The 16,859-nt window shown below is 63.7% G+C and carries 8 protein-coding genes and 1 pseudogene; 4 read left to right on the top strand and 5 right to left on the bottom strand.

Features of this window, described 5'->3' with window-relative positions; genetic code table 11:
• Positions 1 to 45: 45 nt before the first annotated feature.
• The 4 genes from C0Z19_RS21185 to C0Z19_RS21170 form a co-directional block, all read right to left on the bottom strand.
• On the bottom strand, positions 46 to 3,123 hold the full coding sequence (locus tag C0Z19_RS21185) for a LysM peptidoglycan-binding domain-containing protein (RefSeq protein WP_146012110.1): 3,078 nt from the start codon (positions 3,121 to 3,123) through the stop codon (positions 46 to 48).
• Positions 3,124 to 3,373: 250 nt separating this feature from the next.
• On the bottom strand, positions 3,374 to 4,492 hold the full coding sequence (locus C0Z19_RS21180; RefSeq protein WP_102611802.1) for a 3-deoxy-7-phosphoheptulonate synthase: 1,119 nt from the start codon (positions 4,490 to 4,492) through the stop codon (positions 3,374 to 3,376).
• Positions 4,493 to 4,652: 160 nt separating this feature from the next.
• Positions 4,653 to 5,987 (bottom strand): argininosuccinate synthase, encoded by a 1,335-nt coding sequence (gene argG, locus C0Z19_RS21175; protein WP_102611801.1) that lies wholly within the window; start codon positions 5,985 to 5,987, stop codon positions 4,653 to 4,655.
• 201 nt (positions 5,988 to 6,188) lie between these two features.
• Complete coding sequence (locus tag C0Z19_RS21170) at positions 6,189 to 7,916, bottom strand: FAD-dependent oxidoreductase (protein ID WP_102611851.1); 1,728 nt, start codon at positions 7,914 to 7,916, stop codon at positions 6,189 to 6,191.
• A 204-nt stretch (positions 7,917 to 8,120) separates the two neighbouring features.
• Between C0Z19_RS21170 and C0Z19_RS21165 the strand changes: the two genes are divergently transcribed.
• Positions 8,121 to 10,823, top strand: a complete 2,703-nt coding sequence (locus C0Z19_RS21165; RefSeq protein ID WP_102611800.1) for a penicillin-binding protein 1A — start codon at positions 8,121 to 8,123, stop codon at positions 10,821 to 10,823.
• 139 nt (positions 10,824 to 10,962) lie between these two features.
• Positions 10,963 to 12,189, top strand: a complete 1,227-nt coding sequence (locus C0Z19_RS21160; RefSeq protein WP_102611799.1) for an MFS transporter — start codon at positions 10,963 to 10,965, stop codon at positions 12,187 to 12,189.
• A 140-nt stretch (positions 12,190 to 12,329) separates the two neighbouring features.
• Here C0Z19_RS21160 and acnB read toward each other — a convergent pair whose 3' ends face one another.
• Complete coding sequence (gene acnB / locus C0Z19_RS21155) at positions 12,330 to 14,915, bottom strand: bifunctional aconitate hydratase 2/2-methylisocitrate dehydratase (protein WP_102611798.1); 2,586 nt, start codon at positions 14,913 to 14,915, stop codon at positions 12,330 to 12,332.
• 232 nt (positions 14,916 to 15,147) lie between these two features.
• On the opposite strand from acnB, the gene C0Z19_RS21150 reads away from it, so the two are divergent.
• Together C0Z19_RS21150 and C0Z19_RS21145 are read left to right on the top strand one after the other, a co-directional pair.
• Positions 15,148 to 16,023, top strand: coding sequence for a LysR family transcriptional regulator (locus tag C0Z19_RS21150; RefSeq protein ID WP_102611797.1), 876 nt, complete (start codon positions 15,148 to 15,150; stop codon positions 16,021 to 16,023).
• 111 nt (positions 16,024 to 16,134) lie between these two features.
• Positions 16,135 to 16,818, top strand: a pseudogene (locus C0Z19_RS21145) (succinylglutamate desuccinylase/aspartoacylase family protein); the annotation flags it as partial.
• Between the last annotated feature and the right edge of the window lie 41 nt (positions 16,819 to 16,859).

The raw sequence follows: 16,859 nt of genomic DNA, 5'->3' as shown, positions 1-16,859 counted from the left end.
TCGTTCGCCGGGCTACGCGCGCGCATTGCAGGCGCGCGCCGGCGTTCACGGCCCAACCGGAATGTGAATGATGTCGCCCGGGAAGAGCAGATTCGGATCGCGCTTTCCTTGTCTCGCCGCGTCGATTCCCAGCAAAGACCAGTCGAACTCGGGGTTGAGCGGAGCGAGCCCTGGCAGCGTCGTCCCGTTCGATTGCGCAATGCCGCCGAGCGTATCGCCGTCATGCGCGGTAACGTCGCGCTGAGTCGGCGTTGGGGTTGGGGCTGGGGCTGGCGTATGGGTCTTGCCCATGCCACGCTGGTCGGGCGGCTCGGGCGGATTGGTCGTAGCGCCGCCGCCGCTCGGTGCCGCGGTCGGGAAGGGAATGCCATCGTCCTTGGCCCATTGGATCAAGCCGTCGAGGCTGTGCGGTGTTTCCCGCTCCAAAGCCAACTTTCTGTAGTAGCTATCGTCTGCATTCAACGGCGGTTGCCCCTGGCTGTCGGCGGATGGAAGCAACGTCGGAATGTCGAACAACGGCGTGTTTTTCTCATAGAAGCCCTTCAGCGCCAGCCCCGACAATCCGGCAGGCGCATCGGCGATCGCATCGTCGTGACCGAGCAGCGTGGCCTGGTAATTGCCCTGTGCATCGGCGTTGACGTTCTGCGTGGCCAGCACGAGCTCGTTCAGCTTCTGCATATCCGTGAACGACTTCAAATAGTCGCCCATCTGCTTCCCCGAGAGACCCAGCCGGTACGCCGTTGCCTGCAGTGTCGGGCCGATGCTGTTGCCGTGCTCGTCATCGTTGGCCAGCAACTTGGCCTGGTCAGTCGAGAAACCGAGGTTGTGCAGCATGGTCCGGTTCAGCGGCTCGGCCGACGCAGCCGCGATCTCGTTGCGGATCTTCTTGACACCGTACATGCCCGTCGTCAGCAGCAACGTCGCGACCGTGCCCAGCGGACCTGCCAAATCGGCGCCCCCTGCTTCCACTGCAGCGGCAGCCGCCACGCTTTCTTCCAAGGCGTCCCCGGCAATGGCCTCTTGTGGCCCGCCCGCCAGCCACATTGGAATCTTCGGGCTATATTTCGCGGCAAGAGGATAGCCGCCGATGACCGACACCGCCAGATGAAGCCCCGACATCAAATAGTCTTTGTGTCCGAACTCATAGGCGGCGATGCCGGCGAGGAGCAGCGATGCGACGCCGTCGAACGCCTCCCCCGAATACTCGAATATCGTGCCTTTCCCCACGGCAGGGCTCGTCAGACGATCCATCCAACTGCCAATCGGCATCTTGTTCTTGAACAGCATGGAGTTCTCGCCGACCAGCAGCGTGCGTGCCCAACTCGAACCGAGCATCGCGCTGTTGTTGACGGCTCCCCACAGGACGACCCAGCCGAAACTTTGGTTGATCAGCGCAGGCACCGGATTTTTCCCCGGCACGACCGGCGTATCGATCAGATCCGCCGCACCGATCAGGTACAGCGCCGTGCTGAGGCCGGTCATCGCCTGGCCCGCCGGCGTGCTCAGCGCCAAGCCTCCACGTGCGGTGATTTGATCGATGTCGGCGTCGGTCATTTTCTTTACGGCATCAACAACCGTGGCTTCCCGGGTTCCCCCTTCAGGTTCGACCAACGTTTTTTTAATGGCTCCTATGTCCGACGTGCCAAAAAGCTGCTTGCGCTGCTCGTCGGTCATGCGGGAAATACTGGCTACCGCCGCGTTCAATTGGTCTCCGCTACTGGCCGGCATCTTCATCGCCGCGATCTGGGAAACGAGGCCACGCAAGACACGCGATGACCACCAAAGGTTAGGCGGTTTCCCGGGCGCGTTGTAGGCTGGGTTTGACTTTGCCAGCTGCAGCGTCTCGGCTTGGCTGACCGCCGCTTGCGCGGTCGCACTGACACCCAGCGATTTCGACGTCTGCTGATCGTGCTGCAGCTGCGTCGCGGCACCCGCCAATGAATCGATGCCTGCGACCCCTTGCAGATCAGCCTTCGCATTCTGCAAATCGATCAGTACGCCCCAGGCGTCAGCCGCCGTTTGATCGACTTTTTCCTTTTTCGCCGCAAGCGGCTTTGCCAACGAAGGCGTTTGGTCGATCGTCTTCGCCAGCGCATCCTGAAGCTTCGCGATGCCGGCCGCGTCGTCGCCAACGAAGCCGCCCCAGCGCAGCGCTTGCTGCGCCAATTCGGGCGCCGGCGTCGTGAAGTCCGTCATCGCATTGTCGTTGTTCGTGCGCAGCGTCCGAATGGCAGTAGCGATCGCGTCGAACAGTTGTTTCGTTTCAAGCCGCGGTGGCGGTGCCATTGCCGCACTTGTCCCGTTTGTACTGCTCGGCGCAGGCACCTCGGATGCCCTCTTCACAAGGGCGAGCGAAAGCGCAGCGCCATCGCCGCTCGATACGGCGTTCGTCACAGCGCTGCTCATCAGCGCGTTCGTGTCGACGTTCTCCAGCGACGGAAAATACACGGCGTCCTTCGCCTGGTATGGCAGGGCCGTAACGATGCTGGAGGCCACCTGTTTGGCCACCGCATCCCCGTCAGGGCCCTTGCTTGCCAATTCCACGGCGGCCGACAGGTCGGCATAGACCGACTTGAACTCGTCTTGCGACGCAATCCTCCAAAGCTGAGGCGGATAGGCTTGAGGGACGCCGTCCTGCTGGCTCTTGCGCAGGCTGGTCACGGAGCCGCTCGTCGTCGGCGGAAGCAGGAATCGGGTGGAGAACGCCGTACCGCCCAACTCTTGCACGATCGCGTCGACGGTCGGTTTCGCGGCTTTGAAAATACTGTCGGCTACCTCGGGCGGCGCGCCTTTCAGCGCATTGTGAAGACTCGCCGCGGCCGCCATCGCGCCGCCCTTGCTATAGGCATCGGCAATCTGCTTCGCAGCGGGGGCGACGATGCACGCATCGAAGGCGTCCTGGACGGCTTGTGCTGCGACCTGGTCGTTCTGCGTTTGCTCGATCAATTGCAGCGCTTTCGCATAGACGTCGTCGGGATTCTGCGTCTTCTGCAGTTCGTCGAGCACTTGCGCTTCTGTCAGCGGCGGTGTTGCCGATGGCGCTGGCGGTGGCGCGCCCGTCGGCACCGACGTAGACGCCGGCACGGGCGTGGGCGATGAATCACCTATTGGAGCGAGAGACATGGTCGCACCTCCTGAGAAGGGGGTGCTACGCTCAATGGAAGTTTGCGCCCGGTCCGGTCGGCACAGCGAGGGGCTGCCGGCTCAGGCCATCTGGACAAGCGTCACACGCCCGACATAAAAAGTGCGTAAAGGCTACCAGTGCGCGAATGCCGAAAGCCGTCCATTTCCGTAACCGCGCGCCCGCGAAAGGTGCATTGTCGAGCCTGAACTTACGGGGGCCTTCCTTTTTGTTTGAAGCTTGAACGCCTCGCTAGCGCGATCTGCGCGTCCGCACGGCCTGTGCCAATACATCGAGGACGGGCTCGGTCTGCGCCCAACCCAGGCATGCATCGGTGATCGACACGCCGTAGCGCAGCGGCACGCCCGCTTTGAGATCTTGCCGACCGGCCTCGAGGTGGCTTTCGACCATCACGCCGACGATCCGCTGTTCGCCGTTCGACAACTGCTGCGCCACGTCGTTGGCGACGTCGATCTGCCGTTCATGCGCCTTGCCGGAATTCGCATGCGAGCAATCGATCATTACCTGTTCGCGCAGCCCCGCCGATCGAAGCACGGCGCAACATTCCTCCACGCTCCCCCGATCGTAATTCGGCCCCTTTTTGCCGCCACGCAAGATGACGTGTGCGTCGTGATTGCCACGCGTCTCGAAGATCGCAGCCATGCCCATTTTGGTCATGCCCATGAATGCATGGCTCGCACGGGCCGCGACGATCGCATCGGCCGCAATTTGCACCCCTCCGTCAGTGCCGTTCTTGAACCCGATCGGGCAACTGAGGCCCGACGCCAGTTGGCGATGGCTCTGACTCTCCGTCGTACGCGCGCCGATCGCGCCCCAGGTAATCAGATCGGCGATGTACTGCGGACTCAGCAAATCGAGAAACTCGGTGCCGGCCGGCAAGCCCAAACCATTGACTTCGAGCAGCAATCGACGCGCTGCACGCAGGCCTTCGTTGATTCGAAAACTGCCGTCAAGCCGCGGATCGTTGATATAACCCTTCCAGCCCACCGTCGTACGCGGCTTTTCGAAGTAAACACGCATGACGATCAGCAGATCGTCGCGCAACTCGTCGGCAACCGCTTTGAGCCGGCGCGCATATTCGAGCGCTTGATCGTGATCATGGATCGAACACGGGCCGACGACGATCACCAGCCGATCGTCGCGACCGTGCAGGATGTCACCGATTTCGGCGCGCGTACGCTCGACCAGTGTCTGCACCGCGGGCGGCACCGGCAGTTCGTCTTGCAGCAACGCGGGAGAGATCAACGGGCGCACCGCGCCGATACGGACGTCGTCGATGCGCGTCGTGTCCTGCGTCGCATCGGCTACGCCGACTTCTTGATCGTGAGAGGGATTGTCGAGGTTTCTCATAGGCGTCGCTCCGAGCCGCATTCGAGGGATCGATGATGGCGCTTGCGACGCAGCCGCAAGCGGCCGAAACAGCAGTGAGGCGCGAAGATGATGCGCGGTCGGGAACCGCACGTCACCTTCGCCAGGCCGCCCGATTGCGCGGCCGGAATGCCGGCCGGGCTTACTTGTCGTCGCCCTTGATTTGCGGCAGCGCCGAAGCTTCGCCCGGCGTGAGCAGACCCACTTGCGAATAGATCCGCAGCTTCTCGCGCGTATCGGTGATGTCGAGATTGCGCATCGTCAGCTGACCGATACGATCGCGCGGCGAGAAGGTCGACTGCACCTTCTCCATCGACAACCGCTCCGGTTGATAGGTCAGGTTCGGCGACTTCGTGCTCAGGATCGAATAATCGTTACCTCGACGCAGTTCGATCGTCACTTCGCCCGTGATCGCGCGCGCGACCCAGCGTTGTGCCGTTTCGCGCAGCATGATGGCTTGCGGATCGAACCAGCGGCCTTGATAGAGCAAGCGGCCAAGGCGACGGCCGTTGTCGCGGTACTGTTCGATCGTGTCTTCGTTATGGATGCCGGTGACAAGACGCTCGTAAGCGATGAACAACAGCGCGAGCCCCGGAGCTTCGTAAATGCCGCGGCTCTTCGCTTCGATGATGCGGTTCTCGATCTGGTCGCTCATGCCCAGGCCATGGCGGCCCCCGATGCGATTGGCTTCGAGCAGCAGTTCGACGGTATCGGCGTATTCGACGCCGTTCAGCGCCGTCGGGCGCCCTTCCTCGAAGCGGATCGTGATTTCCTCTTTGGCGATCTGCACGTCGTCGCGCCAGAAGGCCACACCCATGATCGGGTTGACGATCTTGATGCCCGACTCGAGGCTTTCCAGATCCTTCGCTTCGTGCGTCGCTCCGAGCAGATTCGAATCGGTCGAATACGCCTTCTCGGCCGACATCTTGTAAGCGAAGCCCGCTTGACGCATGAACTCGGACATTTCAGCGCGACCGCCGAGTTCGTCGATGAATTGCTGATCGAGCCAGGGCTTGTAGATCTTCAGGCTCGGATTGACGAGCAGGCCATAGCGGTAGAAGCGCTCGATATCGTTGCCCTTGTACGTGCTGCCGTCGCCCCAGATGTTGACGCCGTCTTCCTTCATCGCGGCCACGAGCATCGTGCCCGTCACGGCGCGGCCGATCGGCGTCGTGTTGAAGTAGGTCAGCCCCGCCGTCGAAACGTGGAATGCGCCGCATTGCAGCGCCGCGATGCCTTCGGCGACGAGTTGCGCGCGGCAGTCGATCAAACGTGCCCCGGCAGCGCCGTACTCGAGCGCGCGACGCGGAATGGAGTCGTAATCGTCCTCGTCGGGCTGCCCCAGATTGGCCGTATAGGCATAAGGGACTGCGCCCTTGAGCTTCATCCAGTGCAGCGCGGCGCTGGTGTCGAGGCCGCCGGAGAAGGCGATGCCGACCTTCTGGCCAGCCGGGAGGCTTTCAAGAATAGTACTCATGAGGAAAACCGTTCAATCGAGGAATGGAGGTGGAATCGAGCAAACTGGCCGTCTGGAGCCCGCGCCGGCGCCGCCCCGATGGGACATCGATGCCGCGCAAACCGCTATTGTAGCCCGTGCGCGAGGGGGCCAGCGCAGTTGGGGCGTTGCCCCGCCTGCGCGGTGTCGGTTCGCGCCCTCGCTTGCACGTCGGCCCGGCGGTCAGGCAGGCTTCGCCGCGTCCTTCAATGCGCCCAGATAACCATGAATCTGGGCGATGACCGCGGCGCCGTCGCCGACCGCAGCCGCGACCCGCTTCGCGGATTCCGAGCGCACGTCGCCGATCGCGAACATGCCCGGCACGCTGGTTTGCAACGGATACGAAACGCGCCCTGCGCCGGCTGGCGCACCCTTGCCCGTGAAACCCGTCATGACGAAGCCGTGACGATCGAGCTCGACGCCGCTCGACGCGAGCCAATCGGTTTTCGGATCGGCGCCGATGAACAGGAACAAGTGCCGCGACGCGATGATTTCCTGATCTGCGCCGCGCCGAATGATGACGCGCGCCAGCCCGGCCTCGTCGCCTTCGAGCGCTTCGAGCGAACAGCTGTCGCAGATGGACACGTTCGGCAGCGCGCCGATTCGGTCGATCAGATACCGGGACATGCTCGTATCGAGCGACTGCGCGCGAATCAACACACGAATGCTGCGCGCAAAATTGGCGAGGAAGACGATGGCTTGACCTGCGGAATTGCCGCCGCCGATCAGCACGATGTCCTGCCCTTTCACGAGTTTGGCTTCGATCGGCGAGGCCCAGTAGTAGATGCCGCAACCTTCGAAACGAGCGAGACCGGCCACGGGCGGCTTGCGATACGCGGCCCCGCTTGCGACGACCACCGTGCGGGCGTCGACGCGTTGGCCGTCGGCGAGCGCGAGCACGAAGCGGTCGTCCTTCCGCTCCACAGTGGCGACCTGGCCGGGAATGGCGAGATGGGCGCCGAACTTCAGCGCCTGCTGGTAGGCTCGCGCGGCCAACGCCTGCCCAGAGATGCCCGTCGGGAAGCCTAGATAATTTTCGATGCGCGCGCTCGCGCCCGCTTGTCCTCCCGGCGCGCGCTGATCGAACACCGCGACGGACAGGCCTTCGGTGGCCGCATACACCGCCGCGGCGAGTCCTGCCGGACCCGCACCGACGATCGCGACATCGTAGACGCCCGCCGACTCGAACGACGGCACGAGCCCCAGACAGGTTGCCAGTTGCACTTCGTCGGGCCCGCGCAGAACGGAACCGTCCGGGCAAAACACGAGCGGAAAATCTTGCGGCCCGACCGTCATACCGGATAGGAGCGCGACCGCTTCCTCGTTATGACGCGCGTCGAGCACCGTGGACGGATGGCCGTTTCGGCGCAAGAAACCTTGCAGCGCAATGACACGCCCATCGCCGCCGTCGCCGACGATGATCGGCCCCACGCCCTGCTCGATCAATCCGAGCCGCCGCAATATCAGCGCGCGCATGATGCGCTCGCCCAGTTGGGCGTCGGCCACGATCAGCGCACGCAGCTTCGCCGGGACGACGAGCAGCGTCTCGCAGTCGGTCACGGCCACCCCGTCGACGAGCGACGGCTTACCCGAAAGCTGAGCAATTTCCGCCATGAAGCCGCCGGCTTCATTGTGCTCGGCAATGATCCGCAAGCCGCCCGCTTGGTCGCGCGAGCAGACGCGCACGTGTCCTTCCAGCAACAGAAAGAGGCCCGGCCCCACCCGTCCCGCCTCGAACAGATAGTCGCCGGCTTTGTACGATCTCGGGCTGGCGAAGCGTCGCAGGCTGGCGATTTCGGCCGACGACAGCTTCGGAAACAATTGATGCCGCCGATGTTCGAGCGATGAAAAGGGCGCATCGTCGTCGGGGGAGACCGGCGCCGCGGGAGCAAGCTGCTCTGAGCTGTTCATGATTGACCCTGACAGGTGCGTCGACGTCGCGCCGCAACGGCGCGCCTTCGCTCGATCGCCGGTGCTGCTGCGAACGAGCAGCGCCAGCTTAGCAAGGTTCGCCGGATACCGTCGTTCAAGTCGGCCGCTGCCGGGACGCGCTGCTTCGTTTGCTACCATGCAGCCTTTTCAGGCTGGCGCGCCGGCAGCGCGACGTAAAGATTCATGACGACCGTACGTGATTTCCGCACCAAATGGGCCGGCCGCGTGGCCCGATTGGCGAAGGCATGCGCGCATCTCGCGGTGGCGCTGACCGGTTTCCTCATCGATTTGACCAAACGCGCGGCAACCGCCCTATGGCGTCACGCCCGTCATCCGACCCGGCGCGGCGTCCTGCTTGCGCTGGCCACGCCACCGGCGCTTGTCGTGCTGTACGTGCTCGCATTGATTCCGTTCACGCCAAGCATCAGCGACATCCGCAAAGCGCGCGTCGATCGGCCGGCACAGATCCTCTCGGCGGACGGCAAGCTGTTGGCGGAGTTCAAGCCGTCCAATCGCGAATGGGTGACGCTGAAACAGATCTCGCCGCACATGATCGATGCGCTGATCTCGACTGAAGATCATCGCTTCTACCAGCATCACGGTATTGACTGGAAGCGCACCGCTTCGGCGGCACTGCATACGTTCGGCGGCAACCGCCAAGGCGGCTCGACCATCACGCAGCAGCTCGCGCGCAACCTGTACCCCGACGAAGTAGGGCGCGCGCCCACGCTCACGCGCAAGATCAAGGAAGCCATCACCGCGGAAAAGATCGAGATGGCCTACAGCAAGGATCAAATTCTCGAGACCTATCTGAACACGGTGCCGTTCCTTTACAACGCCTATGGCGTAGAGATGGCGGCTCGTACGTACTTCGGCAAATCGGCCCATGAGCTCGACATTCTCGAAGCCGCGACGCTCACGGGCATGCTCAAGGGCAACAGTTACTACAACCCCGTGATCAACCCCGAGCGCGCGCTGCAGAGGCGCAATACCGTGCTGGGGCAGATGGTCAAGTACGGTCGGTTGTCGGCTGCCACCTACGAGAAACTGAAGACCAAGCCGCTTTCCGTCGATTTCGAGCGTCAGGTCGAGCCCCCCGGGCCCGCACCGCATTTCGCGCAACAGCTGCGCAAATGGCTGATCGGCTGGGCCGATGCCAACGACTACAACATTTACTCTGACGGCCTGATCGTTCATACGACGATCGATGCGCGGCTGCAGGCGATGGCCACCGCCGCCGTCGCGTGGCAGGGCAGACAGTTGCAGTCGATTGCGAACGGACAATGGAGCGGCCGCGCGGGCTGTTCGCCAACGAATGACCTGTTCAGGACGTTCATGCGCGAATCCCCCGACTATCGCAGCGCGCGAGCCGCGGGGCTCAGCGAAAGCGATGCACTGAAGCGGCTCGGCGCGGATCGCAGTTTCATGCGCAATTTGTGCCACGACAAAACCGAAATACAGGCGGGCTTTCTCGCCATCGATCCACGTAACGGACAGATCAAAGCCTGGGTAGGCAGTCGCGATTTCAGCGAAGAGCCGTTCGATCACGTCCAACAGTCGCGCCGCCAACCCGGCTCGACGTTCAAGCCGTTTGTCTATGGCGCAGCGTTCGCGGCCGGCGCAAAGCCAACCGATACCTATATCGATCAACCGGTTGAGATTCCGCTCAAGGGTGGTGAAATCTGGCGTCCCGATGACGACGTGCCGCCGAGCGGCAAGCCGATGACGCTGCGCGACGCGCTTGCTTACTCGCGCAACCGCATTACTGCGCAATTGGTCGAGCAGGTCGGGGCCGAGCGCGTCGCGCGCCTTGCACAAACGATGGGCGTGCGCGACAGCAAGCTCGATCCTGTGCCGTCGCTCGCGCTCGGCACGAGTCCGGTCACCGTCAAGGAGATGGTGTCGGCCTACGCGACGATCGCGAACGACGGCGCGTATCTCGAGCCCCGCATGGTTACGAGCATCGCAGATCACGATGGACACGTACTCGCGCAATTCGATGCGGCCGAGCCCGAACAGGCACTGCCGGTAGCGGCCGACCGCACGCTGATCGACGTGATGCGCGACGTCGTCAATCGCGGCACCGGAGCGAGCATTCGCTCGCGCTTCGGCATCCACGCGGATGTAGCAGGCAAGACCGGCACGACGCAGGACAATACGGACGGATGGTTCATCCTCATGCATCCGCAGCTTGTCGCCGGGGCATGGGTCGGGTTCGACGACGGCCGCGTGACGCTCGGCGGCAATTACTGGGGCGAAGGCGCGCACAGCGCACTGCCGATCGTCGGCGACTTCTATCAGCGAGCGTTGCGTGCGCGACTGATCGACTCGCGCGCGCGCTTCGACACCGAAGTGCAGCCCGGCGCGTTCGATGTGTTCCGCGACAAGCTACGTGCGTGGATGGCATGGCTGTCCGGGACGAAGGTTCACGCCCCGACGGCGCCCGCTCCGGTGCATCATGCGCCTCGGGCGGTCAGTCCGGTTGCGCCGTCCGTGCCGTCCGCACCGTCCGCACCGTCCGCGCCGGCATCGGCCGTAGCGCCCGCGTCGGCGGCCGTCCCAGGTTCGGCACCTTCGCCCTCGCAAGCGTCCGCGCCGTTGCCTGCGTCCGTTCCTCCTCTGCTCGGGGCGCCGGCGAGCAGCGTGCCGGAGTCGGCGTCGGGTGCGGCGGCATCGGGCCTAACCGCTCCGGGCGCAGTGGGCGGTGTAGCGCCACAGCTTGCGCCGACCATCCTGCCGCCCGATTCGGGCGCATCGCGCGCGCGCGGTGGGTTCCCACCGGCGGGGGCGGGATCGTCGCCCACCCCAACGCCGGACATCTCCGATACTCCCGATACGCCCAATACACGCGATCCACGGCAGGGGACACCATCGGGAGCCCCCTGAGGGCGCCCGGCTCGATGAAGATCGATGCCCCCTTGACGCCTTGAACCAGGCTGCTTCATCGCGCGCCGAGCGAAATTTCCGCCCCACCGCTAGAATGGCCGCTTTGCGGGTTAACCCAGTTTGACGGCGGCAGCGAACGATGCACCAACATGAAGCAGCACAGAACAAGACGGCCTGGGTTCTCCTCGCGTTAGCCGTTGGGGGCTTCGCGATCGGTACGACCGAATTCGCGACGATGAGCGTGCTGCCGCTGTTCGCGCAAGGGCTGGGCATCAGCGCACCCGTTGCCGGTCATGTGATCAGCGCCTACGCACTTGGCGTGGTGGTCGGCGCTCCAGCGCTGGCCGTGCTCGGCGCGCGGCTCGATCGTCGCGACCTGTTGATCGGGTTGATGGCCCTATTCGCCGCGGGCAATACGCTAAGCGCGGTCGCGCCGAGCTACCACTGGATGCTCGTCTTCCGCTTTATCAGCGGATTGCCGCACGGTGCCTATTTCGGCGTCGCGGCGCTCGTCGCGACCTCGCTTGTACCTGAGAATCGCCGCACGGTCGCCGTCGGCCGCATGTTCCTCGGGCTCACCGTTGCCACGATCGTCGGCGTGCCTTTCGCAAACTGGCTCGGCCATGCGGTCGGCTGGCGCTGGAGCTTCGGCTTCGCGGCAGCGATGGGCGTGGTCACGATGACATGCGTGCGTCTGTGGGCGCCGTCTACGCCGGCAGCCGCCGACGCGAGTCCGCTGCGCGAACTGGGCGCTTTGAGGCGCTCGCAGGTCTGGTACACGCTCGGCATCGGCGCGATCGGCTTCGGCGGTTTATTCGCCGTCTATACGTATCTGGCCAATGTGCTGGCCTCGGTCACGCACGCTCAAGTGGGTACCGCATCGCTCGTGCTCAGTGTGTTCGGCATCGGGATGACGCTCGGCAACATCGTCGTGCCGATGTTCGCGGATCGCTCGGTGATGCGCACGGCCGGGCTCCTGCTCGTGTGGAGCGCACTGACGCTGCTCGTTTTTCCGCTCGCTGCGTCGAACATCTGGGCCATTGCAGCGGACGTTTTTCTGATCGGCGTGGGCGGTGCGCTCGGCACGGTGTTGCAAACGCGCTTGATGGACGTTGCCGAAGACGCGCAAAGCCTCGCCGCTTCGCTCAATCATTCCGCTTTCAACACGGCCAATGCATTGGGGCCGTTTCTTGGCGGACTGGCGATCGCCGGCGGCTTCGGCTGGACTTCGCCGGGATGGGTCGGTGCGCTGCTCGCCCTTGCAGGCCTGGGCGTTTGGGCCGCAGCATGCTTGTCGCAGCGAAGCGCCGATCGCAAGGCGGCGCAATTGGTGGGTCGTGCCTGTCTCGAGACGCAAGGACGTTGAACGGGGTCCTCGATCGCCGACCCGGTATTCGCTGATGCGGCAGCCGCAATGACATAAAAAAAAGGCACCGCAAGCGATCAGCCTGCGGTGCCATTGCGTCGTGCGACTACGAAGAAACGCCCCGTAGCCCGACTGCGTCCTTACATCGTCACAGTACTGGCGACTTCCTTGAAGTCTTCGATCTGGTCGAAGTTCATGTACTTGTAGATCTGGTCGCCGTTGGCGGTGAGCACGCCCATATCGGCCATGTACTCGTCCTTGGTCGGGATCCGGCCCAGACGCGAGCAGATTGCTGCCAATTCGGCGGAGCCAAGGTACACGTTCGTGTTTTTACCCAGCCGGTTCGGGAAATTGCGGGTCGAGGTCGACATGACCGTCGCGCCTTCGCGCACTTGTGCCTGATTGCCCATGCACAGTGAGCAGCCCGGCATTTCAGTACGAGCGCCGGCAGTGCCGAAGACGCCGTAGTGGCCCTCTTCGGTCAGTTGCTTCTGGTCCATCTTGGTCGGCGGGGCCACCCACAGCTTGACCGGGATGTCGCGCTTGCCTTCGAGCAGCTTCGATGCGGCACGGAAGTGACCGATGTTCGTCATGCACGAGCCGATGAAGACTTCGTCGATCTTGTTGCCGGCCACGTCGGACAGCGTCTTCACATCATCCGGATCGTTCGGGCAGGCGACGATCGGCTCGTGAATGTCGGCGAGGTCGATTTCGATGACGGCCGCGTACTCGGCGTCCGCATCGGGCGACAACAGTTGCGGATCGGCCAACCACTGCTCCATCGCTTGGATGCGGCGCTGCAGGCTGCGCGGGTCTTGGTAGCCCTCGGCGATCATCCACTTCAGCAGCGTGACGTTGCTGTTCAGATATTCGATGATCGGTTCCTTGTTGAGGTGCACCGTGCAACCCGCGGCCGAACGCTCGGCCGACGCATCCGACAATTCGAACGCTTGCTCGACCTTCAGGTCGGGCAGGCCTTCGATTTCGAGAATGCGGCCCGAGAAGATGTTCTTCTTGCCTTGCTTGGCCACCGTCAGCATGCCTTGCTTGATGGCATAGAGCGGGATCGCATTGACGAGATCGCGCAACGTCACGCCCGGTTGCATCTTGCCCTTGAAGCGCACCAGCACCGATTCGGGCATGTCGAGCGGCATCGTGCCGGTGGCGGCCGCAAACGCAACGAGCCCTGAACCGGCCGGGAAACTGATGCCGATCGGGAAGCGCGTGTGCGAATCGCCGCCAGTGCCCACCGTGTCGGGCAGCAGCATCCGGTTCAGCCAGGAGTGAATCACGCCGTCGCCGGGGCGCAGCGCAATGCCGCCGCGCGTGCTGATGAAATCAGGGAGCGTGCGGTGCGTCTTCACGTCCACCGGCTTCGGATAGGCTGCCGTATGGCAGAACGACTGCATGACGAGATCGGCCGAGAAGCCCAGGCACGCCAAGTCCTTCAATTCGTCGCGCGTCATCGGGCCGGTCGTGTCTTGCGAGCCCACCGACGTCATCTTCGGTTCGCAGTACGTGCCCGGCCGCACGCCCTGGCCTTCCGGCAAGCCGCAGGCACGGCCGACCATCTTCTGAGCGAGCGAGAAGCCCTTGCCGCTATCGGCCGGCTGTTGCGGCAGGCGGAACAGCGTAGACGCAGGCAAGCCCAGCGCCTCGCGTGCCTTGGCCGTCAAACCGCGGCCGACGATCAGGGGAATGCGGCCGCCGGCGCGCACCTCGTCGAACAGCACGTCGGACTTGACCTGGAATTCGGCAATCACTTCACCGTTTTTCAGCGCCTTGCCCTCGTAGGGACGCAGCTCGACGACATCGCCCATTTCCATCTTCGACACATCGAGTTCGATCGGCAGCGCGCCGGCGTCTTCCATCGTGTTGTAGAAGATCGGAGCGATCTTGCCGCCCAGACACACACCGCCGAAGCGCTTGTTCGGAATGAAGGGAATGTCTTGGCCCGTGAACCAGAGCACCGAGTTGGTGGCGGACTTGCGCGAGGAGCCGGTGCCGACCACGTCGCCTACGTAGGCAACCAGATGACCCTTTTCCTTCAGCGATTCGATGAACCTGACCGGGCCGCGCTTGCCGTCCTCTTCCGGCGTGATGCCGGGACGCGCATTCTTCAGCATCGCGAGCGCGTGCAGCGGGATGTCGGGACGCGTGGTGGCATCCGGGGCCGGCGACAGATCGTCGGTATTGGTTTCGCCCGGCACCTTGAAGACAGTGATTGTCAGGCTTTGGGGCACTTCCGGGCGGCTCGTGAACCATTCGCCGTCGGCCCAGCTTTGCATGACGGCGCGGGCGTTGGCGTTGCCCTTATCGGCCAATTCCTTGACGTCGTGGAATTGATCGAACATCAGGAGGGTTTTCTTCAGCGCATCAGCGGCCGCGACACCCACTTCGGCGTCTGCCAGCAGCTCGATCAGCGGCTGGATGTTGTAGCCGCCGAGCATCGTGCCGAGCAGTTCGGTGGCGCGCGTGCGCGAGATCAGCGCGCAGACGGTCTCGCCTTTGGCGACCGCGGCCAGGAAACCCGCCTTCACGCGAGCGGCCTCGTCCACACCGGCGGGCACGCGATGCGTGATCAGGTCGACCAGCGTTTGCTCTTCGCCGGCGGGCGGATTCATCAGCAGTTCGACCAGCTCGGCGGTCTGCTCGGCCGTCAGCGGGAGGGGAGGAATGCCGAGCGCAGCGCGTGCGGCTACGTGAGCACGAAAGTTTTCAAGCATGGGGACCACCTGCTGGTATTGCGGTTCAAAGGGAGGCCTGGGGCACGCCGCGTGCGGTTGCCAGCACAGCTTCGACCGCGATTCTAGTTCCAACGCCCAGCGACGTCAAATGTCTTATGTCTTATATAAGACTCAACACGGCAGTTGATCGGCGCCGTCATGAGTGTCGATGTAGGGTGTGGGGGCACGACTGTGCGATCATCGCGGACAACAGCACCTGTCTAAAACGAGCATGGAACTTCGGCATCTTCGCTATTTCATCGCCGTTGCCGAGTTGCGAGGCGTGCGGGCGGCATCCGAGCAATTGCACGTCACGCAACCGGCAATCTCCCGGCAGATACAGGATCTCGAAGAAGCGATCGGCGCGGCGTTGTTCGAACGCACGCCGCGCGGATTGACGCTGACGCCCGCGGGCGAAGCGTATCTGACGCAAGCGCGCGAGATCCTCGCCCGTGTTGATGCCGCGAACCGGCTCGCGCGCCGTATCGCCTCCGGCATGCAGGGGTCCTTGCGCATCGGCTTCGTCGAGAACGCGGTATGGAGCGGCATCGTTTCGCGGGCGTTGCGCGCTTTCGAGCAAGCCGCGCCCGATGTTGCGCTCGAACTCACGCCGATGAACACGCCTGAACAGTTCGACGCGTTGGCCGCGGGACGGCTCGACGGCGGTTTCTGCTACCGTTTCGGCGCGATCCCGGAAGGAGTCGGCAGCGTGCATGTGCTCGATCAGAACGTGGTGCTGGCGGTGCCCGAAGCGTGGCCCCACGGCTGCGCCGGGGCTGTCGCCGCTCGTGAACTCGTCGGCATGCCGTTCATCGCGTTCGCGCGTCGCGTCTACCCGGCGTATTACGACCGCCTGTTGTCCGCCTGTGCCGAACGAGGGCTCACGCTCGATATCAGACAGGAAGCGTCTACGGAAACCGCCATTCTTTCACTGGTCTCCGCGGGGATGGGTGCGGCTATCGTGAACGCGGCCAATCGCGACCGGCCGCCTGCCCGGGTGCGTTTTGTCGAATTGCAGGATCTGTCGGTGCCCCTGCCGCTCGAATTCTGCTTTGTCGCGGAGCACCACAATCCGGCGCTCGAGCGTTTCGTGGAACAGCTGCAATAGCGACTCCGCACGCGATGCCTGAAAGGCATCGCCCGCCGCAGAAAACGGCATTGGCCAGAGAACTTTTCGTCACGGATAGTAAAGACACCCAGGCTCTTTACTGTTTGCGCCATGACTTCTCCCGCTACGCTGATCACCACGGATATCGAATTCGAACGCACGGGGTTCCAGACCGGGACGCTGCGCCTGCCGTATTCGCACGACCGCTCGGCATACGGCCACGTGCCGATTCCGCTCGCGCTCCTCAATGCCGGCACGGGCACCGGCCCCACCGTCCTGCTGACGGGCGGCAATCACGGCGACGAATACGAAGGCCCCGTCGCGCTGATGAAACTGATGCAGCGCATGCCGTCGATGGCGATACGGGGCCGCCTGATCGTCATTCCCGGCCTGAATTTTCCGGCCTTCGTCAACGGTACACGCACGTCTCCTCTCGATCACGGCAATCTGAATCGTCTATTCCCTGGTGCTCGCAACGGCCAGCCGACGGAGATGATCGCGCATTACGTCGAGACCGAACTGCTCCGGCGCGCCGACGTCGTCATCGATCTGCATGCAGGTGGCGCATCGTTCGACCATGCGCCGACCCTGCTCGCATCGCCGCCCGCCGAACGCGAACGCCGCGCGCTGTACATGGACCTCGTACGCGGGTTCGGGGCGCCGAACACGATGATCATGGACCTGCTCGGCGAGGACCGCACGTTCGCAGCTGCGGCAGAACGATACGGCAAGCTGTTTCTGTGCGGCGAGTTTGGTGGACATGCGGGATGCGATGCAGAGAATCTCGCGATTGTCGCGACGCGGCGTGTCACTGTCGCAAACTCAAACCAGCGCTC

Origin of the sequence: Trinickia soli (assembly GCF_002879855.1) — a bacterium.
In the GTDB taxonomy this organism is placed as follows: domain Bacteria; phylum Pseudomonadota; class Gammaproteobacteria; order Burkholderiales; family Burkholderiaceae; genus Trinickia; species Trinickia soli.
Note: the sequence above shows the minus strand (reverse complement) of the source record. Positions and strands in the feature narration are given on the sequence as shown.